Source organism: Spirosoma pomorum (genome assembly GCF_054776615.1).
In genome coordinates this window covers 117855-141102 of record NZ_BAAHBP010000039.1, presented here as the reverse complement: position 1 = coordinate 141102, position 23248 = coordinate 117855, and the positions used below count along the sequence as shown (strand labels likewise).

The 23248-nt window shown below is 49.5% G+C and carries 14 protein-coding genes; 12 read left to right on the top strand and 2 right to left on the bottom strand.

All coding sequences use genetic code 11. The annotated features are described in order from the left end of the window. Nucleotide 1: 1 nt before the first annotated feature. The 3 genes from ACYVAD_RS24505 to ACYVAD_RS24495 are packed head-to-tail and all read left to right on the top strand — an operon-like array spanning nt 2 to nt 6321. Entirely contained in the window at nt 2–2773 is a 2772-nt protein-coding gene (locus ACYVAD_RS24505; RefSeq protein WP_461142183.1) for a TonB-dependent receptor, read from the top strand. Nucleotides 2774–2779: 6 nt separating this feature from the next. Beyond that, a complete protein-coding gene (locus ACYVAD_RS24500; protein WP_461142182.1) occupies nt 2780–3934 on the top strand; it encodes a DUF4249 domain-containing protein in 1155 nt (384 codons plus the stop codon). A 17-nt stretch (nt 3935–3951) separates the two neighbouring features. After that, nucleotides 3952–6321, top strand: coding sequence for a hypothetical protein (locus ACYVAD_RS24495; RefSeq protein ID WP_461142181.1), 2370 nt, complete (start codon nt 3952–3954; stop codon nt 6319–6321). Nucleotides 6322–6325: 4 nt separating this feature from the next. Here ACYVAD_RS24495 and ACYVAD_RS24490 read toward each other — a convergent pair whose 3' ends face one another. After that, a complete protein-coding gene (locus ACYVAD_RS24490; protein WP_461142180.1) occupies nt 6326–7591 on the bottom strand; it encodes a DNA polymerase Y family protein in 1266 nt (421 codons plus the stop codon). Nucleotides 7592–7711: 120 nt separating this feature from the next. Here ACYVAD_RS24490 and ACYVAD_RS24485 point away from each other — a divergent pair, with 120 nt between their 5' ends. The 8 genes from ACYVAD_RS24485 to ACYVAD_RS24450 all read left to right on the top strand — a co-directional run bounded on the left by ACYVAD_RS24485 (nt 7712) and on the right by ACYVAD_RS24450 (nt 18665). After that, nucleotides 7712–8425, top strand: coding sequence for a LexA family transcriptional regulator (locus tag ACYVAD_RS24485; protein ID WP_461142179.1), 714 nt, complete (start codon nt 7712–7714; stop codon nt 8423–8425). Between the two features lie 207 nt (nt 8426–8632). Then, nucleotides 8633–10750 carry an elongation factor G gene (gene fusA / locus ACYVAD_RS24480; protein ID WP_461142178.1) on the top strand — a complete coding sequence of 706 codons (2118 nt, stop codon included), beginning with the start codon at nt 8633–8635 and terminating at the stop codon, nt 10748–10750. 201 nt (nt 10751–10951) lie between these two features. Then, nucleotides 10952–11257: a 30S ribosomal protein S10 gene (gene rpsJ, locus ACYVAD_RS24475; protein ID WP_176565085.1), complete on the top strand. Its 306-nt coding sequence runs from the start codon at nt 10952–10954 to the stop codon at nt 11255–11257. Nucleotides 11258–11436: 179 nt separating this feature from the next. Further along, entirely contained in the window at nt 11437–13431 is a 1995-nt protein-coding gene (mutL, locus tag ACYVAD_RS24470) for a DNA mismatch repair endonuclease MutL (protein ID WP_461142177.1), read from the top strand. Between the two features lie 37 nt (nt 13432–13468). Beyond that, nucleotides 13469–14248 (top strand): rhomboid family intramembrane serine protease, encoded by a 780-nt coding sequence (locus tag ACYVAD_RS24465; protein ID WP_461142176.1) that lies wholly within the window; start codon nt 13469–13471, stop codon nt 14246–14248. A 2-nt stretch (nt 14249–14250) separates the two neighbouring features. After that, on the top strand, nt 14251–15174 hold the full coding sequence (locus ACYVAD_RS24460) for a rhomboid family intramembrane serine protease (RefSeq protein ID WP_461142175.1): 924 nt from the start codon (nt 14251–14253) through the stop codon (nt 15172–15174). Between the two features lie 217 nt (nt 15175–15391). Next, complete coding sequence (gene dxs / locus ACYVAD_RS24455) at nt 15392–17326, top strand: 1-deoxy-D-xylulose-5-phosphate synthase (protein WP_461142174.1); 1935 nt, start codon at nt 15392–15394, stop codon at nt 17324–17326. Between the two features lie 94 nt (nt 17327–17420). Continuing rightward, nucleotides 17421–18665 (top strand): aspartate kinase, encoded by a 1245-nt coding sequence (locus ACYVAD_RS24450; RefSeq protein ID WP_461142173.1) that lies wholly within the window; start codon nt 17421–17423, stop codon nt 18663–18665. A gap of 6 nt (nt 18666–18671) precedes the next feature. On the opposite strand, the gene ACYVAD_RS24445 is transcribed toward ACYVAD_RS24450, so the two are convergent. Further along, nucleotides 18672–19703, bottom strand: a complete 1032-nt coding sequence (locus ACYVAD_RS24445) for a PorP/SprF family type IX secretion system membrane protein (protein ID WP_461142172.1) — start codon at nt 19701–19703, stop codon at nt 18672–18674. A 231-nt stretch (nt 19704–19934) separates the two neighbouring features. Between ACYVAD_RS24445 and ACYVAD_RS24440 the strand changes: the two genes are divergently transcribed. Then, the gene (locus tag ACYVAD_RS24440; protein ID WP_461142171.1) at nt 19935–23165 is read left to right on the top strand and encodes a PKD domain-containing protein; all 3231 of its coding nucleotides are present in this window, start codon (nt 19935–19937) and stop codon (nt 23163–23165) included. Nucleotides 23166–23248 lie beyond the last annotated feature (83 nt).

The window sequence follows — 23248 nt, the reverse complement described above, 5'->3', positions numbered from 1 at the left end:
TATGCTTCAATTTTACCGCCACGTATTCGTTCTGGGTATCCTGTGCTGTCTGTTGACAAACGTTTCAGGGCAGAGTCAGTCGCCTGCTCTGATCAGTGGAAGCTTCACCAATCTCCGGTTCGATCAGTTTGTCGAACGTATCGAAGCAAGTACACCCTACCGCTTCTATTTTGACGCGAAAGACGTCGATAGTTTATTCATCAATGCTCAAGCGAAAAATATCCCTCTTCAGGGGGTATTGTATCAGGCGCTAAACGGAAGCAAGTACGCCTTTGCTATTGATGCTCAACAGCGAGTGTACATTACACTTGAGCGACCAATTCGTACTGAATTACCGATTGGGTTTTTTGAGCGTGGACGAATCCCCAACGCGGCTGACTCAACTGCAGATGCCTACCTGGCTATAAGTCGAACTAAACGGACAGAGCCCGAAGCCAAAACCTATGACGTTGGTGTGCGTACCAATCCAATCCGTTCTGGTCGGGCAACAGTAGCGGGTTCGGTCAGGAACGTAGCGTCGGGCGAGCCGGTCGTAGGTGTTGCGATATACGTCGACAATCCGCGCGTTGGTACGGTAAGCGATCAGTTTGGCTACTATTCGTTAACGCTGCCCCGCGGTCGACACGAACTGAAACTGCGTAGCATTGGGATGAAAGATACCCGGCGTCGGATCATTCTATACAATGACGGTAAGCTGGACATTGAGATGGAGGACGATGTCATTGCGCTGAAAGAGGTGGTTATTGAAGCCGAAAAAGACGTGAACATTGCTGGTACGCAAATGGGGCAAGATCGGGTTGACATCAAAACGATCCGTCAGGTACCCACGGCGCTGGGCGAAGCCGATCTGTTACGGGTAGTGCTGACGCTGCCGGGCGTAAAATCAGTAGGAGAAAGCTCGACGGGGCTAAACGTACGCGGGGGCGCTACCGACCAGAACCTGATCCTCTACAATGACGCACCAATTTATAATCCATCGCACTTGTTCGGCTTTTTCTCGGCGTTTAACCCCGACGTAATAAAAAGCGCCGAACTCTACAAAAGCGGTATCCCGTCGCGGTTTGGCGGGCGATTGTCGTCGGTGCTGGACGTGCAGACGCGTGATGGGAACAAGAAGAAGTTTGCTGGCGCTGGGGGAATTGGCCTGCTGACGGGGCGGCTAATGGTCGAAGGACCATTAATCAAGGAGAAAACGGCGTTTATTCTCGGTGGGCGGTCTACGTACTCAAACTGGATTTTAAAACAGCTGCCGACGGATGCGTATCGGAACAGCCGGGCCAGTTTCTATGACATTAATCTGCACGTAACCCACGACGCCAACGAACGTAACACCGTCTACTTTACAGGCTACCTGAGCCATGATAATTTCCGGCTGAATACCGATACGACCTACGAATATCAGAACAGGACGGCTACGCTGAAATGGAAGCACATTATTAACAACAAGCTCTACAGCGTCTTTACGGGTAGCTATAGTGGCTATAAGTACCAGGTGTATAGTCAGAAAAACCCAGTCAATGCTTATCAATTGAATTTCGCCGTCAACCAGTCACAACTGAAAGCTGACTTCAATTACTACCCTACAAACCAGCATGCAATTGACTTTGGCGCTAGTACAACGTACTACAAACTGTTTCCTGGAAATTTCCAGCCGCGGGGGAGCGAGTCGCTGATTCTGCCTGATGTCGTTCCGCATGAACAGGGATTGGAAAGTGCTCTTTACGTCGGTGATAAGTTCGATGTCAATGATCGATTATCGGTCAATGCCGGACTGCGGTATTCGCTATATACTTACCTGGGGCCCAAGTCGGTTTTCCAGTATGCACCCGGTTACGCCCAAACGCTCAGCACCATCACCGATACGCTGACGTACGGTACTAATCAGCCGATCAAAACCTACCACGGACCGGAGTATCGTCTGGCTATTCGGTATACATTATCGCCAACATCGTCGGTCAAAGCCAGCTTCAACCGAACGCGGCAGTATATTCAGATGCTGTCCAACACAACGGTTATTTCGCCTACTGACATCTGGAAGTTGAGCGATCCAAATATCAAACCGCAGATTGGTGATCAATACGCCATTGGGTTCTACAAAAACAACCGGCATAATACCATCGAAACATCCGTCGAGGCTTATTACAAAACGTTGCAGAACCTGCTCGACTACCGGGGGGGGGCAACGTTGCTGCTAAATTCCCACATCGAAACGGACGTCGTCAATGCGCAGGGCGTAGCATACGGGGTTGAGTTTCTGGTTAAGAAAACAACGGGAAAGCTGAATGGCTGGCTGAGCTACACCTACGCCCGAACCTTGTTACGGACAAATAGCCCCAATACGGTAGAGCAGATCAACCAGGGTTCGTTTTACCCAAGCAGCTACGACAAGCCGCACGACTTGACCTTTATCGGTAATTACAAGATCAATCGCCGGTTTAGTCTATCGTTGAATTTCACGTATAGCACTGGGCGGCCCATTACGTTACCCGTCCTCAAATACACCCAGGATGGGGCGCAGCGCCTGTTCTTCTCGGATCGTAACCAGTATCGGGTGCCAGATTTCTATCGCGCCGATTTCGCCATGAACATCGAAGGGAACCACAAGGTGAAAAAACTGGCCCATAGCTTCTGGACAATTTCTGTCTATAACCTGACGGGACGACGGAACGTGTATTCCATCTATTTCAAGTCAGAGAGAGGTGTCGTCAACGGGTACCGTCTGTCGATTTTTGGGCAGCCCATTCCGTCGCTAACGTATAATTTTAGATTCTAATCGGCTATGCAACGGCTTATTCAATCGATTTGCTCGATAAAAAACACCAGTCCATTAGTACGCCGGCTGCTGGGCTGGAGTCTGGTTTTGCTGGTTGCTGGTTGCGTTGATCCCTACCGGCCACCCGAAATAACGGCGCCGGGCAGCTATCTGGTCGTTAACGGCTTCTTCAACAGCGAACCGGGGACAACGACTAATATTCAGCTTACGCGAACGCAGAACCTGACTGATCCGAAAGCGCCCACGGTCGAAACGAGAGCGCAGGTATCCATCGAAAGCGCTCATAATGTAAGCTATGTACTTCGGGAAACCCGAAACGGTACGTATTCGCTAACGGGGATTACGCCACTGGCCAACGAAACATACCGGTTACGGATCAAGACAGCGCAGGGAAAAGAATATGTTTCGGAATTTGTGCCCGTCGTAACGACACCGGCCATCGATAGTGTAAACTGGTCTGTAGAGAATGAGGGCGTTCAGATCAACGTAAATACGCACGATCCACGGGGCAACACCCGCTATTACCGCTGGGATTATAACGAGACCTGGGAGTTTACCGCTGCGTATCCATCATCGCTCGAATTGATTAACAACCAGCTTGTTGACCGTACTGAAGATTCGTATCGTTGCTGGACGAGCGATTCATCCAGTACGATTGTGTTGAGTACGTCGGCCCGGTTAAGCCAGGATATTATCAGTAAGCGTCCACTGGTGTTTATCCCTGGGCAGTCAATCAAACTAGGCATACGATATAGCATGCTGGTACGTCAGTATGGACTAACCAAAGAAGCCTATGATTACTACGAGCAACTGGCCAAAATTACCCAGAGTGTAGGCTCCTTGTTCGATCCGCAACCATCGCAGATTACAGGAAACATTCATTCTGTTAACAACAGCGCGGACCTGGTACTTGGCTTCTTCCGGGTTGGTAGTGTTACCAGTAAACGCATTTTCATTCAAAAAGCACAGCTGCCGTCCTGGTACCCGCAGACAGGTAATAATCTATGTCGGATCGATACAATGACGCTAGCTGAAATTCGCCAAAATCAGTCGGGGGTGCTTAACTATTTTGATATGGGGCAGTACCTGACATCGTCACTGTACTGCGTCGATTGCCGATTAAGAGGAACCAACAAACGTCCTGCGTTCTGGAACAACTGACGCAAAGCCTACCATCTATGACTTATCTGTATAAAAGGCTTTTTGGTCTGTTACTCTGCTTGAGTTACTGGCAATCGTTTGCTCAGGGCCCGGTTGCATCGATCCGGGAGACTTTTGAGACGTATCAACGAAAAACGCTTCAGGAAAAACTGTTCCTTCATATAGACCAGTCTACCCACCTGACCGGAGAAACCATGTGGTTTAAGGTCTATTACGTTGATGCGAATACAAACAAGCCGCTGACGGTCAGTAAGGTTTCGTACGTTGAGGTACTTGACAAAGAGATGAAGCCTGTCTTGCAGACCAAAATACCCTTGTCGGCGAACGGTGGAAGCGGCTATCTGTTCCTGCCCGCGTCGCTGGGATCGGGCCACTATCTGGTTCGGGCATATACGAACTGGATGAAGAACTTTGATGCAGCCACGTTTTTCGAACAGCCTTTGACGATTATCAATCCGTTCCGTCCGCTGGGGCTACCCTTGAAAGAAGCAGCCCCACCCTTTCAGGTGCAACTCTTTCCGGAGGGAGGTAACCTGGTGCGGGGATTGACCAGCAAGGTTGCTTTTCGGGTTGCCGATATGGCTGACCGGGGCTTACCGGCGCAGGGCTGGTTACTGACAGCGAAGAACGATACTGTAGCTCGTTTTGCTACGCAGCAGTTCGGCATGGGCAGTTTCGACGTAACGCCATCCGGCTCGGAAACCTACCGCGTTGTTCTTCTGGATAAACAGGGCCGAACCGTAACCCAGCCCTTGCCAACGATTAGTGAGCGGGGGTACGTAATGCGCCTGGACGAGCGGAATGATCAGCTGCTTGTTTCGGTACGGGGTAACCTGCCTGGCTCACCGATGGTGTATCTACTGGCGCATACCCGTAAAGATGTCAAAGCAGCGGAAGCGAGGTCTGTTCAGCAGGAAACTACATTCTTGATTGATCGCAAAAGTTTGGGCGAAGGCGTGTCTCACATTACTCTTTTCGACGTAGATCGGAAGCCGGTATGTGAGCGACTTTATTTTAAACGCCCAACTAAAACCCTGCCGATCGACGTAAAAACAGATCAACCACAATACGCTCCTCGCTCGAAAGTGACCTTGACGGCTGCTGCTGCTGATCAATCCGCCGATTTGTCGATGGCTGTTTACCGGCTCGATTCGCTGGCGACTGGTACATCCGCCAACATCCGCAACTACTGCTGGTTGACATCGGAATTACAAGGAAATGTCGAAACCCCGGATTATTATTTCCAACCGGAGACAGCAGACACCCGGGCGGCTACGGACAATCTGATGCTGACGCACGGGTGGCGTCGGTTCCAATGGTCATCGATTCTAGCTGGTAAAAGCGCTCCGTCTGCTTTTACGTTTGTTCCCGAGTACAATGGTCTGCTCGTACAAGGCACCCTGACAAACCCTGCGTCGGGGGCACCGGTACCGAATGTGATTACGTATCTATCAGTGCCCAGTAAGCTGGTTCGGTTGTACACATCCCTGAGCGATTCCAGTGGTCGGGTGCTGTTCGAAATGCCCGATTTTTATGGCTCGCGCAGTCTGATTGCTCAGCCAGAACCGAAAGACAGTCTGCTTCGGCTAACCATCACAAATCCATTTAGCGGAAAAGCTCCTCATGATCGCCTTGCTGAGTTTGCTCTTGATGAGTCACAGGCGGGGGGGCTACTAAGTCGTAGTGTTGGTATGCAGGCACAAACAACCTATCTGGGTGATCGAATGCTCCGATACCAAAATCCGTCTATCGATAGCACGGCGTTTTATAGGACACCCAGTGAGTCCTATCTCCTGGATGCCTATACCCGTTTTCCGACCACAGAAGACGTTTTGCGAGAATACGTACTAGGGGTGATGGTCAGGAAGCGGCAAGGCCATTTTCACTGGATTGTTCCTAATGTACCTTATCATGAGTATTTCGAGAAGGATCCGATGGTGTTGCTGGATGGTGTGCCCATCTTCAATATCGACAAAGTGATGGCGTTCAGTCCGCTCAAAGTCAGAAAACTGGATGTTATCAAAAATCGATATATGACCGGTCCTGCTACGTTTGACGGGCTGGTTAGTTTCATGACGTACAAAGGTGATTTGGCTGGGTTTCCGCTCGATCCGCATCTGATCAGGATGGATTACGAAGGATTGCAGATTCAGCGGGAGTTTTACGCACCCCGCTATGATACGCCCAAACAACGGAATAGCCGCCTACCCGATGGTCGAACGCTACTATACTGGAATCCGAATCTGAAAACCAACACACAGGGACAAATCGATTTTTACACTTCCGATCAGGACGGTACGTATCTGGTAGAGATAAATGGTTTAGCGCCGGATGGGCGGGTCGGCGCGCAGCAACTGCGCTTCGAGGTGAAACAAGTCATCAAATAAAGTCTCACAAATCTTTGATGTTACCGAAGCCAATAACATCCCGGTAGATGGGACTGTCACGTAGTTCAGCCGCCCGAATTAGCTTATCCGTGCCATACTTACTCTTCAGCTGATGCAGCGTCTTACGAAGCGTATCCTTCCGGGTACTTTTCTCGAACAAGTTGAACGGGACGAGATCGGCCGGAATGAAGCGAAAAACGACTACGGACATACTTCGTAAATAGCTGTTTAACACTGGTTCGCAGTGGTGGGCTTGCTGAAATTTGTCGAGTCGTTGACGAATAATCTGGTACAGTTCCGGGCCGTCCTGCATGGGGTTGGGTAACCGGGCTTCGTAATTGTAGGTCTTGCCAGTATGATACCGGCAGGAGAACGACAACTCCTGACAGAAAACGTTGTTACGAACCATTCGACGTTCAAGCGTCAGACAAAGCGACATAAGCAACTCGTCCAACTGCTCCGGTGAGTGGCGTTGTTCAGCAGAAAGAGTGCGCATAGCCGACATACTTTTGTACGCTTCCTTTTCGCCCAAATCTACTTCTCCGCCAAAGTTCAGGCGAAGGTGCCAGTGCCAGCCCACAATGCTTTTACAGACGGCACGTAGGTGATCGGGTTTAGCGTAACGTAAAGCAAGAGGGGTGAGAATGCCGCCCGCTTCCAGCCGAGTAGCCATTCGTTGACCAATACCGGGCAGATCAGTCAGCCGCAGTCTGCGCAGAACATCGTCAATCGTTTCGGGCGTAATAATTGTCAGTCCGTCTGGTTTCTGTACGTCCGAAGCTAACTTGGCCAAAAATACGTTGGGAGCAATACCGATCGAACATCGTAGGTAGTCACCCACTTTTTCCCGAATCGCCTGCTTGATGGCAAGCGCCGTTTGCCGCATATCCTTGTATACGTATTGGTAGTTTGTCAGATCAACAACGGCCTCATCAATGCTTTTGGGGAGCACATCATCTGAAAACGTACGTAACACCTCAATCAGTTTGACGTGATACTCTCGGTACCGGGTTGGATGCGTTTCAACCGGAATCAGATCCGGGCAGACAAGTATAGCCTCGTCTAACCGCATCCCGGTTTTAACGCCCTGCGCTTTGGCCTCAATAGATGGTGCGATCACGCAACCCTGACGTCCTGTATAAACACATACCCCGACCGGCCGACCCCGAAGCCAGAAATTGACCTGTTGCTCACAAGAAGCAAAGAAACTGTTCATGTCAACAAACAGAACAGTGGGATGCGTATGGCTGGCAATTCGGTTCCGGTTCATCTGTTTTTCAATAATTAAGCCGCTGTAGTTTCGCCATTCCTGTGTATTTGTTGTATGTTTGTTGTAATACAAGCGCAATATATTTTACTTGTATTGTAGTTGCTAGTTGTCCATACTACAATGGAGAAAAAATGTTCAGAAAAGATGGACAAGGTGGTGAGCATACAAGAGCGGTTGAAGCTGGTATTTGATGCCTTAGGCATTACGATTTACCAGATTGCGAAAGAGTTAGGCGAGAATCCGTCCAAGTTTTATAACATACTGAACGGGCGGGCTAAACCGTCATACGATACGATTATGAGCTTACTGACCTGCTATCCGCAGATCAGTGCTGATTATTTAATTCGAGGCATGTTACCGGTACTTAACTCGCCGGAGAAAAATGCTGCGGTTACAGAAGCGGACGAGGAGACGATGGAAGTACCCTTCGTGCCAGTTCGTTTTTACGCCAGTTTTGTCGAGAGTTACGGCGATGGCGTCGGCTCGACGGACATGGAACCGTTTCGCATTCGCAAGACCATAGCCAAGGGACATAGACACGCTGTAGTGCTGGAAATTTCTGGGAACAGCATGAGCCCACAACTGGCGCACGGGGCTAAAGTGCTGGCTGTACCAGTAAGTGAGAACGACTGGGTCTATCAATCCGGTGGCGTATATGCCGTTATGTACCGGGATTACTTCGTGGTAAAACGCATTCGGGATAACGAGCTGCTCACGCGCAAGTTTCTGACGCTCCACTCCGATAATCCCAATGGCGGGAACGTAACAGTACCCCTGCACGATATTCGCGGACTCTGGAAAATTGTTATGATCGTGGAGGCCCCCGTCGAATAGGAGCTATAGGATAAGGAAAGTTTTTGGCGGTAACGCTATTCTGTTGCAGAGCCGCTCTTGGCAGATACCAGATTTCCAAGCCGTTCGTTTGTTTTCTAACTGACTTTCAGTAATTTTGCGACCTGATTTGTAAAAGGCGTCGACTGCTGAACTTAGTAAGCCTTTTCTGCTGTTTTTGAATTACATAACTCTCAGTATAACAATCTAATGGCTCGCGATTTAAAATTCACGAGAAACATCGGTATCGCTGCCCACATTGATGCGGGTAAGACGACCACGACCGAGCGTATTCTCTATTACGCCGGGGTAAGTCACAAAATCGGAGAGGTACACGATGGTGCCGCTACGATGGACTGGATGGAGCAGGAGCAGGAGCGTGGTATTACCATCACTTCGGCTGCTACTACCGTTGACTGGACTTATCGGGACAACAAGTACCACATCAACATCATCGATACCCCAGGCCACGTTGACTTCACCGTTGAAGTAAACCGGTCGCTGCGCGTACTTGATGGTCTGGTGTTCCTGTTCAGCGCCGTTGATGGTGTCGAACCTCAGTCAGAAACCAACTGGCGTCTGGCGAACAACTATAACGTAGCTCGTCTGGGCTTTGTTAACAAAATGGACCGTTCGGGTGCTGACTTCCTGAATGTCTGCACGCAGGTTAAAGAAATGCTGGGTAGCTACGCTGTCCCTCTTCAGTTGCCAATCGGCGCTGAAGATGAGTTCAAAGGTGTAGTTGACCTCGTTAACTTCCGCGGTATTGTCTGGAATGAATCTGATAAAGGTATGACCTTCGAGGTTGTCCCTATCCCAGATGACATGATGGAAGAAGCGACCGAATGGCGCGAAAAACTGCTGGAAGCTGTTGCCGAATTCGACGACTCGCTGATGGAAAAATACTTCGAAGATCCTGAATCGATCTCTGAAGCTGAAATCCTGGAAGCGCTGCGTAAAGCAACGATCAGCATGAAAATCGTTCCGATGCTTTGCGGATCATCGTTCAAAAACAAAGGTGTTCAAACCATGCTCGACTACGTAATGGCCCTGTTGCCATCGCCGTTGGACAAGGAGAGCATCAAAGGAACGAACCCAAACACGGGCGAAGAGATCTCTCGCAAGCCTTCGTCATCGGAGCCATTCTCCGCGCTAGCGTTCAAAATTGCTACTGACCCTTACGTAGGTCGCCTTTGCTTCGTTCGTTCCTACTCAGGTGTTCTTGAGTCTGGTTCGTACATCCTGAACAACCGGTCGGGTAACAAAGAGCGTATCTCGCGTATTTTCCAGATGCACGCGAACAAACAGAACCAGATCGAACGTCTGGAAGCTGGTGATATCGGTGCTGTTGTTGGTTTCAAAGACATCAAAACGGGTGATACCCTGTCGGACGAAAAGAACCCAATCGTTCTGGAATCGATGGTATTCCCAGATCCCGTTATTGGTTACGCTATCGAACCGAAGAAAACGGCCGATCAGGATAACTTCTCGAAAGCTATCGGTAAACTGATCGAAGAAGATCCAACCCTAAAGGTTGAGTCGAACGAAGAAACCGGTCAGACCATCATCCGGGGTATGGGTGAGCTTCACCTTGAAATCATCATCGACCGGATGCGTCGTGAGTTCAAAGTGGAAGTAAACCAGGGTGCACCTCAGGTTGCTTATAAAGAGAAGCTGACGAAAAGCGTTGAACACCGCGAAGTGTACAAAAAGCAGTCGGGTGGTCGCGGTAAATTTGCCGATATCGTATTTGAACTAGGACCTCGGGACCAGGAAGAAGATGGTTCGATCAAGCCAGGTCTGCAGTTCGTTAATGCAATCGTTGGTGGTGTGATTCCAAAAGAATTCATCCAGCCTGTTCAGAAAGGCTTTGACGAATCGCTGAAAAACGGTCCTTTGGCTGGCTTCCCGCTGGAAAGCATGAAAGTGCGTCTGTTCCACGGTTCGTACCACGACGTTGACTCCGATTCGCTGTCGTTCGAAATGGCCGCTCGTCTGGGCTTCCGTGAAGCGGCTCGTCAGGCTGGTCCGAAGCTGCTCGAACCAATCATGGCTGTTGAAGTGCTGACGCCTGAAGAGTACACCGGGCCAATCACAGGTGACCTGAACCGTCGTCGTGGTGTGATGAAAGGAATGGATTCGAAAGCAGGTTCGCAGGTTATTAAAGCCGACGTTCCTCTGTCTGAGCTGTTCGGTTACGTAACGGATCTGCGGACGATGTCGTCGGGTCGTGCTACAGCTAACCTGACCTTCTCGCACTACGAAGTTGTTCCGCAGAACATTTCGGACAACGTTGTTGCTAAAGAAAAAGGTACGGCAAAAGCGTAATAGTTTAGTCGATTACAAATACAGGAAAGGCGTCCATTTGGACGCCTTTCTTTTTTTAATTAAGCTGTACAAAAAGCTAGAAAAGAGTAAGCACAGTCTTCTCTAAATCATTGATTATTTGTACCTTTGCGCTCCAATTACAGGCCCTGACGGAGTAAATGGTTCTTTCGGCAGGGTAAATCTCAAACGAACCACAATAGAATGAGCCAAAAAATTCGCATCAAGCTGAAATCGTTCGACCACATGCTGGTTGATAAATCGGCTGAGAAAATCGTTAAGGCCGTTAAGTCGACCGGCGCCGTTGTTAGTGGGCCCATCCCACTGCCAACCGAAAAAGAAAAATACACCGTTCTGCGGTCGCCCCACGTCAATAAAAAGGCGCGGGAACAGTTCCAGCTTTGCACCTACAAGCGCCTGGTAGATATCTACAGTAGCAGCGCTAAAACGGTAGATGCACTGATGAAACTGGAGTTGCCAAGTGGTGTTGACGTAGAAATCAAAGTCTAACGATTTTTGCCCATGGCTTACGATGCCACAAATGCTGGACTATGTTTGTTCGGCATTTGTGGCATTCGCGTTTTTGCGAATAATGCGCGTTTTGGGGTGAATTATCTACCCGGCGCGCCTGTTTCCTTCGTATATTGTCAGATACCGCGGAGTCCATTTTCAGTGACCTTACTATCGTTATGCTAAACGTTATTCAACTTCTGCCCGATTCGATTGCCAATCAGATTGCCGCCGGTGAAGTCGTACAGCGCCCTGCATCGGTAGTGAAAGAGTTACTGGAAAACTCAGTAGATGCCAAGGCGAAATCGATTCAGGTAATTATTCGGGAGGCAGGACGAAATCTGATTCAGGTGATTGACGATGGTGTAGGCATGACGGAAACAGACGCTCGCATGAGCTTCGAGCGGCATGCTACGTCGAAAATTCGCTCATCAGATGATCTATTTCGGATCAAGACGATGGGTTTTCGCGGGGAAGCCATGGCATCGATTGCCGCCGTCGCCCAGATTGAGATGCGCACCCGTCGGGCCGACGATGAACTGGGTACGCTGATTCGGATTGAAGGATCGGATATTAAAGCTCAAGAATCGATCTCCTGTCTGCCTGGTACAAACCTGTTGGTCAAGAATTTATTCTTTAACGTACCAGCCCGGCGCAATTTCCTGAAGTCAAACTCGGTCGAGATGCGGCATATTCTCGACGAGTTTCAACGGGTGGCACTGGCGAATCCAGAAGTAGCCTTTTCGCTGTTTCACAATGATCAGGAAATTTACAACCTGCACGCTGGTAAACTCAGCCGTCGGATCATTGACATGTTCGGCAAGAGCTATCGGGAGCAATTGAACCATTGCGAAGAAACTACCCCTTACGTTACGGTGCGAGGTTATATTGGTAAGCCCGAATCAGCCCGCAAAACACGTAACGAACAGTTCTTCTTTGTTAACAACCGTTACGTAAAACATAATTACCTGCACCACGCCGTGGTAGGGGCTTACGAAGGAACACTACCCGAGGGAAGCCACCCATTTTACGTACTATTCATTGATATTGATCCATCACATATCGATATCAATATTCACCCGACTAAAACCGAGATCAAATTCGACGATGAGCGGTCGGTCTATGCCATCATGATGGCCGCCGTACGTAAGGCCGTCGGTGTATATAATCTAACCCCGTCGCTGGATTTCGACTCGGACGTAAACTTCCTGTCGGGGGGGCGAGGAGCGAATTCTCCTAAGACAGGCTCAGTTGACATGCCAAAGCCTGTAACTCCGTCCTGGGCAACAAATGATACGGCACAGAACACCGCTTCCGTCGCTAAAACAGAACGAAGTACTTTTCGGTCGGATGCGTTGGACCAAGCGGCTGCCCGGAGTTTCGATATACCTAAAAAGCCTTCCGTCAATAACTGGCAGAGTTTGTATGAAGGCGTCGCGAAAAAAGAGTCCACTGCTGATAAGCTAGAAGTTAGTGATTGGTTGGAACCTGCCAAAAGCCCAGAAAGATCCTCGGCCGAAACTGAAGCCGAGCCCGTAACACTGGGTAGCCGGGCAAATCAGTTGCAGACTGATTCGACTGGGAATGGTCAGGAAGTGCTGGCCATTGTTGATGATGAAAACATCGTGCAGGTTCAGAATCGATATCTGCTGGCACCGGTGCGATCAGGTATGCTACTGATTGATCAGCGCCGGGCCTACGAGCGAATCCTGTATGATCAGTTTCATGCCTCACTGACAAAGCGAAATGGTGCTTCTCAGCAACTGCTTTTCCCGAAAACGATCAGCCTGACTCCGGTAGATTTTCAACTAGCGCTCGATCTACGAGCAGAACTGAATAGTCTCGGTTTCGAATTTGACGAGTTAGGGGCAAACACCTTTATTGTGCGCGGTGTTCCTATGCTGACTACCGGCGAGAATGAAGAAGAGTTGTTCGCTAATCTGCTAGCCCAGTTGCGACTGGATACGGGTCGGCTTAAACTGGATAAAGTTGACTCGATGGCTCGCTCATTGGCTCGGCGCTCATCGGCCAGACACGTTACTCCGCTGGGTAACACTGAGCGAAAGGCTTTGGTAGAACAACTATTTGCTTCATCGAACCCAAGCTACACGCCGAGTGGTGAGCCAGTAACAGTGTTGCTATCGCTGGATAAGATTGCGGGATTGTTTCGCTGAAATTCGGTTAATAAACGATAAATTAGTTTAATAAAAAATGTTTGCACTTACTCCGGTTGTTCGCGTTCTACTGATCATAAACGTACTGGTGTTCTTTGTGACGGACGAAAACGTGATTCAACAGTTTGGCTTACATTCATTCCTGTCTGAATCGTTTAACCCGACGCAGATCATCACCCATATGTTTCTGCATGGCAGCTTTGGTCATATTTTTAGCAATATGATTGGGTTGGTTGTCTTCGGGCCAATGCTTGAACAGTTCTGGGGGCCACGCCGGTTTGCGTTTTTTTACTTTTTCACCGGAATAGGAGCTGCTCTTCTGTTCTCGGGTATCAATTACCTTGAGATGCGGGATGTGTACGAAGCTGTGTTGAATTACCGGACTAATCCAACACCAGACGCTTTTCTGGCGTTTATTGATTCTGAAGCGTCTTCGTTGTACGATAGGTTGCAGCCAGTAATTGATCAGTTCCAGCGAATGCCGAACGATCCTCAGACTAAGGAATATACGCTACGGATTGTCAATAGAATTTACGGGGAGCAGGTCAGTCAGCCGATGGTAGGGGCCTCAGGCGCGATTTTTGGTGTGATCATGGGATTTGGGTTGTTGTTTCCAAACACTCAGCTATTTTTGTTGTTCCCACCAATACCAATTAAGGCCAAATATCTCGTTTTCATTTACGGGGCATACGAATTGTATTCAGGTGTTTATCAGGCGCAATCCGATAATGTAGCCCACTTTGCGCATATCGGTGGTATGCTGTTTGCACTAATACTAGTGAAGTACTGGAACTCACAACGAAAAACATTTTATTAATAATGAGCGGGTTATTCGACGATTTTCGAACCGAATTCAGCAAGCCCAACAATACGCTGGTGCAGTTAATACTGGTTAATACGGTTGTATTTCTGGTACTGCTAGTAGCGAAAATTGGCTTCACGATGGCTCAACAGGGAGGTGTGTATGATTTCCTGCTGGCGCAGGTGATGATACCAGGCTCTGCTGTTGCTTTTCTGCATAAGCCATGGACGCTGCTGACATATTCTTTCGCTCACGAAGACATATTCCACATCCTATACAATATGCTCTTCCTGTTCTGGTTTGGACGACTGATCGATGAATACCTGGGTAGTCGTCGATTGATTGGTCTGTACATCATGGGTGGACTGGCTGGCGGACTTCTGTACCTGGCTATGTATAACCTAGTGCCTTACTTCCAGAACCAGATCGAAGCGGCACGCATGCTGGGGGCCTCGGCAGCCGCTTTTTCGGTGGCCATGGGAGCGGCTACACTACTACCTAACTATACGTTTCATCTGCTCTTTTTCGGACCCGTTCGGATCAAGTACATTGTCTTCTTCTTTATCGTTCTGTCCATTGCTCAATCGGCTGGTAGTAACGCCGGTGGAAACCTTGCCCATCTTGGTGGTGCGTTGATGGGCTTTGCCTACGTGAAGTTGTTGCAGAACGGAACCGACTTAGGACGACCTATCTATTGGTTGGTTGACAGCATAGGTAATCTGACAAAGCCAAAACCGCCAGTCAAAGTATCGTACCGTCAACGGAGCAGTGCCAGCACCACTACCAGTACGTATGCAGCGGCTAGCAGTAGCCCTACTTCTTCGTCAGCACCCAATCAGGATGAAGTTGACACGATTTTGGATAAAATATCGCGTTCCGGATACGAGAGTTTGACCCGGGAGGAAAAGCAGAAGCTATTCCGCGCTAGCCAGCGTAATTAACACAGCTAGACCCTGTACTCGCGTTACGTAAGCATTGTGAAGAAACGAAGCCCTTATTACGTCTGGCGGCTGTCAGGCAAATGAGGGCTTCTGATTTTCAGCAAATGAATTGAAATTAGTGTACTTTCGTTGTATGAAATAATGAGGGGTGTCCTGCACATGAACATTGTCTTTTGATAATGGTTGATGTGAAGACATACGCTCCTCGCTACCGATCATGCTGATTACCCCCGGCAGTCTTTTAGCCACCATCAACACCCCCGACGATCTCCGCAAACTCGATAAATCCCGTCTGCCCCAGGTTGCCGATGAACTCCGTCAATTCATTATTGACGATGTATCCGTTTTTGGCGGACATTTTGGCGCAGGTCTAGGTGTTGTCGAACTAACCGTTGCGCTTCACTACGTGTTCAACACGCCTGATGACCAGTTGATTTGGGACGTTGGTCACCAAGCCTATGGTCATAAAATTCTGACCGGCCGACGGGAAAGGTTTCATACGAACCGCTTCTACAAAGGCATTTCGGGTTTCCCAAAGCGTAAGGAAAGTGTGTACGATTCTTTTGGGGTTGGACACTCTTCCACGTCGATTTCGGCAGCGCTGGGTATGGCTGTAGCCTCTCAGCTACAGGGTAATGCAACCCGTAATCACATTGCCGTTATCGGCGATGGAGCTTTGACAGCTGGCGAAGCCTTTGAAGGAATGAACCATGCTGGGGCCACTGATACTAATCTGCTGATCGTGCTGAACGACAATTGCATGAGTATCGACCCGAATGTAGGTGCCTTGCGGGAATACCTGACTGATATTACAACCTCGCAGACCTATAACAAAGTCAAAGATGAGGTCTGGAATCTGTTAGGGAAGATGAGCACTTTCGGCAAAAGTGCGCAGGAGATCGTATCAAAAGTAGAAACGGGGCTCAAATCATCATTGCTAACCCAAAGTAATCTATTCGAATCTTTACATCTACGTTACTTTGGCCCTATCGATGGCCATGATATTGATCATCTGGTGAGCGTGCTGGAGGATCTGAAGAATATACCAGGTCCTAAGCTGTTACACGTGTTGACGGTAAAAGGCAAAGGGTACGCTCCAGCGGAAAAAGACCAGACCAAATGGCATGCCCCCGGCCTTTTCGATAAAGTGACCGGTGTTATCCAGAAGAAAGTTTACGATTCTCCCCAGCCCCCTAAATACCAAGACGTATTCGGTAATACGTTAGTTGAGTTGGCTGAGCAGAACTCCCGCATCGTAGGTGTAACACCGGCTATGCCTTCAGGTTCGTCGATGAACCTGATGATGAAGGTGATGCCTACCCGTGCGTTTGACGTTGGTATTGCTGAGCAGCATGCTGTTACGTTCTCGGCCGGGATGGCTACGCAGGGAGAGGTAGTGTTCTGCAACATCTACTCAACCTTTATGCAACGCGCCTACGATCAGGTGGTTCATGATGTGTGTATTCAGGAGTTACCCGTTGTGTTCTGCTTAGACCGGGCTGGCTTTGCCGGAGCTGATGGCCCAACGCATCATGGTGCCTATGACATTGCGTTTATGCGCTGCATACCGAACATGGTCGTAGCTGCCCCGATGAATGAACAGGAGCTGCGCAACATGATGTACACAGCTCAGTCGGATGAGGTGCAAAAGGGTAAAAGGGCGTTCACCATTCGGTACCCACGCGGTGAAGGAGTTATGCCCGACTGGAAAACGCCGTTTGAACAGCAGGAGATTGGAAAAGGACGTATGATTGCCGATGGCGAGAATGTCGCAATTCTGACTATCGGGCATATTGGCAACTACGCGGTACAGGCAATGCAACTGTTGGAAAAGGAAGGCATTCGCCCCGCCCATTTCGATATGCGTTACGTTAAGCCACTGGACGAAGAACTGCTACATCAGATTTTTAGCCGGTTTGATCAGGTACTGACCGTGGAAGATGGCTGTCTGATGGGCGGCTTTGGTAGCGCCGTGCTTGAATTTATGGCGAATCATGGTTATTCGGCTCGGGTGAAGCGATTAGGCATCCCTGATGCTGTCATTGAGCATGGTGAGCAGATCGAACTTCACCACGAATGTGGCTTTGATCCTGCTGGCATTGCCGAAGCCGTACGAGAATTACTCTACACAGGTCGACCAGTTACGATTTAATACAAAGAGCGAAAGAGTGAGCGAGTGAAATAGCGAAACTTCCAGGAGGTCGCTATTTCACTCGCTCACTCTTTCTCTCTTTCGCTTTTTAGTTATGAATGTTTTCAAGTTTGGTGGAGCGTCGGTAAAAGATGCGTCTGGAGTACGTAATCTGTCTGGTATTGTGCAGCAGTACTTGCATAAAGGCGTTGTTGTGGTGTCTGCTATGGGCAAAACAACTAATGCACTAGAAAGCCTTGTGCGGGCGTATATAAACCAACAGACAGAAGTTGTACAGGCGCAACTACAAAACCTGCATGCCTACCATGAGACTATTATGCAGGAACTAGGGGGGACGTTTACGGATGCCCGTTTGACATTCACCCAGCTTGAAAACTACCTGGCGCAAACGCCAGATACAAACTACGATACGGTTTACGATCAGATTGTATCAATAGGGGAGATCCTATCAACGCAGATTGTCGCTGAGTATTTAAAACAAGCAGGCGTTGCCGCGCGATGGATCGACGCAAGACAGCTTGTTCGGACAGATCGTACGTTCCGGGAAGGACGGGTAGACTGGCAGGAAACAGAACAGCGTATAACCGAGAGCGTTTCGTCTGACGAAATAGTTGTTACGCAAGGCTTCATCGGCCAGACGGTCGATGGGCTGACAACTACACTGGGTCGGGAAGGATCGGATTATACAGCCGCTATTTTTGCCTACTGCCTAAACGCGGAAGGAGTGACCATCTGGAAAGATGTTCCAGGCGTACTTAACGCTGATCCGAAATGGTTCGACGAAACGGTTCTACTTCCCAAGATTACGTATCAGGATGCCATTGAATTGGCCTATTACGGGGCTACGGTTATCCATCCTAAAACGATCAAGCCACTACAAAATAAATTGATTCCGCTCTACGTCCGCTCGTTTGTAAAGCCGGATGAGCCAGGTACGGCAATCGGTGAGTACGAACGCCGTCTGGATACACCCTCGTTTATTTTTAAGGTTGACCAGGTGTTGATTTCTCTGCATCCAAACGATTTTTCCTTTATTGCCGAAGAAAATCTGAGTTTGATTTTCGGACAATTTGCGCAAGCTGGCGTTAAGATCAATTTGATGCAGAACACCGCGATCAGCTTCTCGGTGGTGGTTGATAATAACCAGGCTCGCGTACCGGCGTTACTCAATCACTTGCGCGAGAGTTTCCGGGTAAACTACAATGACGGTCTGGAGCTGATCACTATTCGTTATTACGATCAGAGTACCATTGATCGGGTGCTGGTTGGTAAGAAACTGTTGCTAGAACAGAAAAGCCGTTACACGGTTCAGCTAGTCGCCAAAGATACGGGTGCATAGTCCCTGTCAGAACTTAGGACAGGGAAGCTTCCGATCTTTGCGTCGAACGCCCCCGCGACGGGCTTCCGGCTTCTCGAAGATGTACGATAGAGAGAGTTCATGCGAGCCACCACTGTTGCCGAGAGTCGAAATCGTTACGTCGTAGCTGTAGCCAATCGAAAACTTATCGACCCGATAGCCAGCCAGTAAAGCAATAGCGTCGTGATTATTGATGGTCTGGTTGTATTTCTTGAACGGAATACCGCGATAGTACGCTCCTACGGTCAGCGGGGCGTAGGTCAGGTAAGCACCCAAATCCAGCTGGTCGTACCGCCCCTGAAACTTATACAGAATAACCGGAGAGAAACTAATCTCCCGATCCATCTCGTCAGCCAGGCCTGTATAACCCGCCAGAGGAATTCGTAAACCCGCATGGATACTTCCTTTTATGGGCAGTCGGTCTGTACCTTCCACGAAGAACGATTGACTAGGCCGGTTGATATGATGGGCAGACACGCCAACCCAGTACCAGTCGGAGTAAACCAATCCACCCGTCGAAAAGTCGAGGTACTTGTTCCTCGGCGAGCCAGCTAATAAAGTCGGGTCACTGGTTACACTGCCCGAAATAAACCCCTGTTCATTGAACTGATCACCAGTAGTCAGGCCGAAATAGTTGACGTTTCGGTTAACGTAAGATCCCTGTAAACCCAGACGGACAAAGGATGACTCGTTTAATTGAAACTGGTACGAGTATTGTAACCCAATATCCGTTGACTGTATATTACCCTGGCCCTGGTTGTCATTCTGGATCAGTAAACCCACACCACTGTTCACCCGGTCGAAGTAGTAATCGGCAGCCACCATCGTCGTTACGTAATTCGTAATTGCAGGCCACTGATTCCGGTAGTTTGCCGTCACGCGGGGAGCCAGCGCTGAACCAGCAAAGGCCGGGTTCAGGTACTGCGGAGCAGCATAGAACTGGGTAAACTGGGGGTCCTGCGCCAGTGCCGCCTGTCCCAGGCTAAGTACAAAAAAAATGAACAGGTATTTCTTAATCATGATTCGAGTAGGAGCAAAGACCGAGCCGGTTCCTAGAATTAACCAGCAGTTACAAACCGTACGGTCTGTCTGTTCCGGATAATCAATAAAAATAGTTAACCGAAAGCCCATTGGTGGACCTTTGTACGATAAAATTTTCGGGAATCGACTTCGTTTATACTAACGTAATGCTCCCGCTGATGTTATGCTGAGGGACGAATTTGAGAGAGCGGGTTTAGCTAATTTATCTTCATGGGAATCTCTACCAAGTGCATCCGAATAATCGGGCTCTGGGCCGCACTGCTGTTGCTGGCTGGGATACCTGTTGCCTGGGGGCAAAGTACAGCGCCAACGTCATCAACGTCGATTAAGATTGGTGGAAAAACCTGCGTTCCTGATCAGGGATGCGATACGTCTTCGGTCGTCTTTACGGACGCTGTTCGTACTGGTGTAACCAACCGGGTCTGGAATTTTGGCGATGGTAGCGCAACCGTAACCGTAGCGGGCAGTGACTCTACGGCGCGGCATCCTTATCTGACGGCAGGAACCTACACGGTTACGTTAACACGAACCGTTAACGGACAGGATCAGACCGTATCACGTAATTTTCAAGTGTACGAGCGTCCCCGGTCGTTTTCGAACTGGAAAACCGACACCACAATCTGTCAGGGCGAGCGGATAACCTTGGACCCCTACTCGGGCGGGCCAGGGCAGTCGGGGCTGACGTTTCTCTGGTATCCCAAAGGGCAAACATCGCAAAGTATCGAGGTGGATAGTTCGGGATGTTATTCGGTTGAGGTTACTGACCCAGCAACCGGTTGTTCCACGCAGGACAGAATCAACGTCGACGTCTGCGGAGAAAAGAAAGAGTCGCAGGGCGTAAAATGGTATTTTGGACAAAATGCCGGGCTTGATTTCAGCGGAGGGGGAACTCCACAAGCCATTACCGATGGTAAACTAAGTACCATAGAAGGATCGTCCTCCATTGCCAATACCAAAGGAATTCTGCTGTTTTATACCGATGGTATAACGATTTTCGACAAAGACGGTGCCCCTCTTAAATCACTTGATCCCCGCGATTCTGCTGCGACGGCTACGAAGATACCACTGGGTGGTAATACACGTTCGACTCAGTCCGCGCTGATCGTTCCCAAACCAACCTGTAAAGGCTGTGAATATCTGTACTACGTTTATACGACTTCAGAGATTAACGGAACGAAACAACTGACGTACAGTATCGTTGACATGCGTCAGAATAGTGGTAAGGGAGCTGTTACGCAGAAAAACATTCCCGTTACTAACCTGGGCACAGAGCAATCGGCTTCGGTACGGAATGACCGGGATTCAACGTATTGGGTAATCACGCGGGTGTATGGTACGAATCAGTTTCAGATCCGCCATTTGACGGAAGACGCCGTTCCCACCGTGACGACTTTTAACGGTGGTCAGGTGCTGGACTCGCTCACCAACGCTGAAGGTTACATTAAAATCGGTCCCGCTGATACAACGAGTGGTAACGAAGGAAATCGCCCGATGGCCGTTGTCGTTCCCGGGCCTCCGAAAAACTCGGTCGATCTGTTTACCTTCAACGATTCGACGGGTACGATGACCTTCCTTCGAACGGTCAATGTGGGAGACGCGCCCCCCAAAGCTTATGGGGTTGAATTTTCGCCCGATGGAAAGAGTTTATACGTATCCATGCTGGCAGACACGAACTCCGATGGAAGTCAGAAAGGAGCGTCGTATGTACTCAAATACGATTTGAATCAGCCCGACTCTTTGGTGAATCTCTCCCGAACCGTAGTCGATAGTAGTACGACCAGGCAATACGGATCGCTACAGATAGGGCCGGATGGACGAATTTACGTAGCAATTCAGGGTAGTACATCGCTCGGTACAATCGAGAATCCAAACGGGGGGCTGCTTGATAGTCTGATTTTCAATCCACAGGGACAATCGCTGGGCGGAAAGGTGAGCCAACTCGGTCTGCCTAACCTTGTATCAAACTTCAACGATCAGTCGAGCGGTCCGGGCTTTACATACGCTGATACGTGCGCCCGCTCCCCAACAATCTTTCAGGCTAGTCCTAACTGTCAAAAATTAAAAGAGACATACACTTGGTTGTTTGGTGATGGGTCGCAGCCGGTCTCGACAACAGCTTTACAGCCGCAATTGCATACATATCAACGGCCGGGCGATTACACCGTCAGCCTGCGTATCGTAACGCAGACCAGTCAGGGAGGGATTTGTAAAGACACCACGATTAACGATACGATCACTATCGTCGAAACTCCGCCCGCTCTCCAGCTGGGGGCTGATACGATTATCTGTAATCGAAGAGGTTTAACGCTCGATCTGAAAGTGACAGCCAAAACGTACGTTTGGCTGGTCAACGGCGCTGTGGCAGGAAGGCAGAAAACAATCACGTTGACTCGGCCGGGTTATTATTATGTCATTGGCTACGCGGCTAACGGCGGGTGTTTCCAGAGCGATACGATCCGGGTGCAGATACGACCTGCCCCCTCGCTTGACCTGGGGCCTGATACACTATTCTGCTACCGATCGTCAGTGAACATTCGGGTACCGCAGCAGGTGTGGACGGAATTTCAGTGGAGCAACGGGGGAACTACACGCCAGATTTCAGTAACGTCGGCTGGTCAATACAGCGTTGTCGGACGGTTCACACTGAACGGTGCTACCTGCGAAAATTCCGACACAATTCAGGTACGGGAGTTGCCGAAGATTACACTGAACGCCCGGCTAACAAATCCGTTGACCTGTACGCTGGCTGACGGAAGTATCGACGTAACGCCAACGCCCGCCAGGTCGTACACGTACGCCTGGAGTCAGAATGGAACTCCTCTTTCCTCGTTGACCAACGTACAGACCAACTTAGCTCCCGGAACGTACACGGTAAACGTTACCGATGTCGTGTATGAATGTAAAGTGGACAGCTCGTTCACGCTGGTGCCGCCTAATCCACCCACGTTCAACTTAACGCCACAGGCGTCGTTGTGCGTGGGCGATAATGGACAAACGCAGCTCGTCGCCAGTGGGGCAAACCTCTCTTACAGGTGGCCTAGCCTGAACGCAACGACAGGCACCATTACCGTTAATCAGATAGGCAGGTATGAGGTTATCGTAACTGACCCGCGTGGGTGTACAGCCACAGGAGCGTCACTGGTGGTCGACTTATGTGAGCCCCGACTGAATATTCCCGATGCGTTCACGCCTAATAATGATGGGCAAAATGACGTGCTGGCTGTCTTTGCTTCGTACGTTACGGACTACCAGTTGCGAATTTATAACCGCTGGGGGGAAATCATCTTTGAGAGTACTAATCCAGAGCAGAAATGGGACGGGACGTACCGGGGGGTACTGTATCCGCCGATGATGTATCCGTACATAATCAGCTACAAAAGTCAGTCATTTCCCGAGCGCGGAACCATAGTGAAACGGGGATCTGTGCTGCTCGTCAGGTAGTGCTTTTGTCGATAAAATTTCGTAAATTTGAAGAGAGCGATTTAGCCAAAACATGCCGTTTTCGGCCGAATTCGCCTAAAAAA

Coding starts and splice junctions, on each gene's coding strand:
- ACYVAD_RS24505 (WP_461142183.1), top strand. CDS start 2: ATGCTTCAATTTTACCGCCACGTATTCGTTCTGGGTATCCTGTGCTGT.
- ACYVAD_RS24500 (WP_461142182.1), top strand. CDS start 2,780: ATGCAACGGCTTATTCAATCGATTTGCTCGATAAAAAACACCAGTCCA.
- ACYVAD_RS24495 (WP_461142181.1), top strand. CDS start 3,952: ATGACTTATCTGTATAAAAGGCTTTTTGGTCTGTTACTCTGCTTGAGT.
- ACYVAD_RS24490 (WP_461142180.1), bottom strand. CDS start 7,591: ATGAACCGGAACCGAATTGCCAGCCATACGCATCCCACTGTTCTGTTT.
- ACYVAD_RS24485 (WP_461142179.1), top strand. CDS start 7,712: ATGGAGAAAAAATGTTCAGAAAAGATGGACAAGGTGGTGAGCATACAA.
- fusA (WP_461142178.1), top strand. CDS start 8,633: ATGGCTCGCGATTTAAAATTCACGAGAAACATCGGTATCGCTGCCCAC.
- rpsJ (WP_176565085.1), top strand. CDS start 10,952: ATGAGCCAAAAAATTCGCATCAAGCTGAAATCGTTCGACCACATGCTG.
- mutL (WP_461142177.1), top strand. CDS start 11,437: ATGCTAAACGTTATTCAACTTCTGCCCGATTCGATTGCCAATCAGATT.
- ACYVAD_RS24465 (WP_461142176.1), top strand. CDS start 13,469: ATGTTTGCACTTACTCCGGTTGTTCGCGTTCTACTGATCATAAACGTA.
- ACYVAD_RS24460 (WP_461142175.1), top strand. CDS start 14,251: ATGAGCGGGTTATTCGACGATTTTCGAACCGAATTCAGCAAGCCCAAC.
- dxs (WP_461142174.1), top strand. CDS start 15,392: ATGCTGATTACCCCCGGCAGTCTTTTAGCCACCATCAACACCCCCGAC.
- ACYVAD_RS24450 (WP_461142173.1), top strand. CDS start 17,421: ATGAATGTTTTCAAGTTTGGTGGAGCGTCGGTAAAAGATGCGTCTGGA.
- ACYVAD_RS24445 (WP_461142172.1), bottom strand. CDS start 19,703: ATGATTAAGAAATACCTGTTCATTTTTTTTGTACTTAGCCTGGGACAG.
- ACYVAD_RS24440 (WP_461142171.1), top strand. CDS start 19,935: ATGGGAATCTCTACCAAGTGCATCCGAATAATCGGGCTCTGGGCCGCA.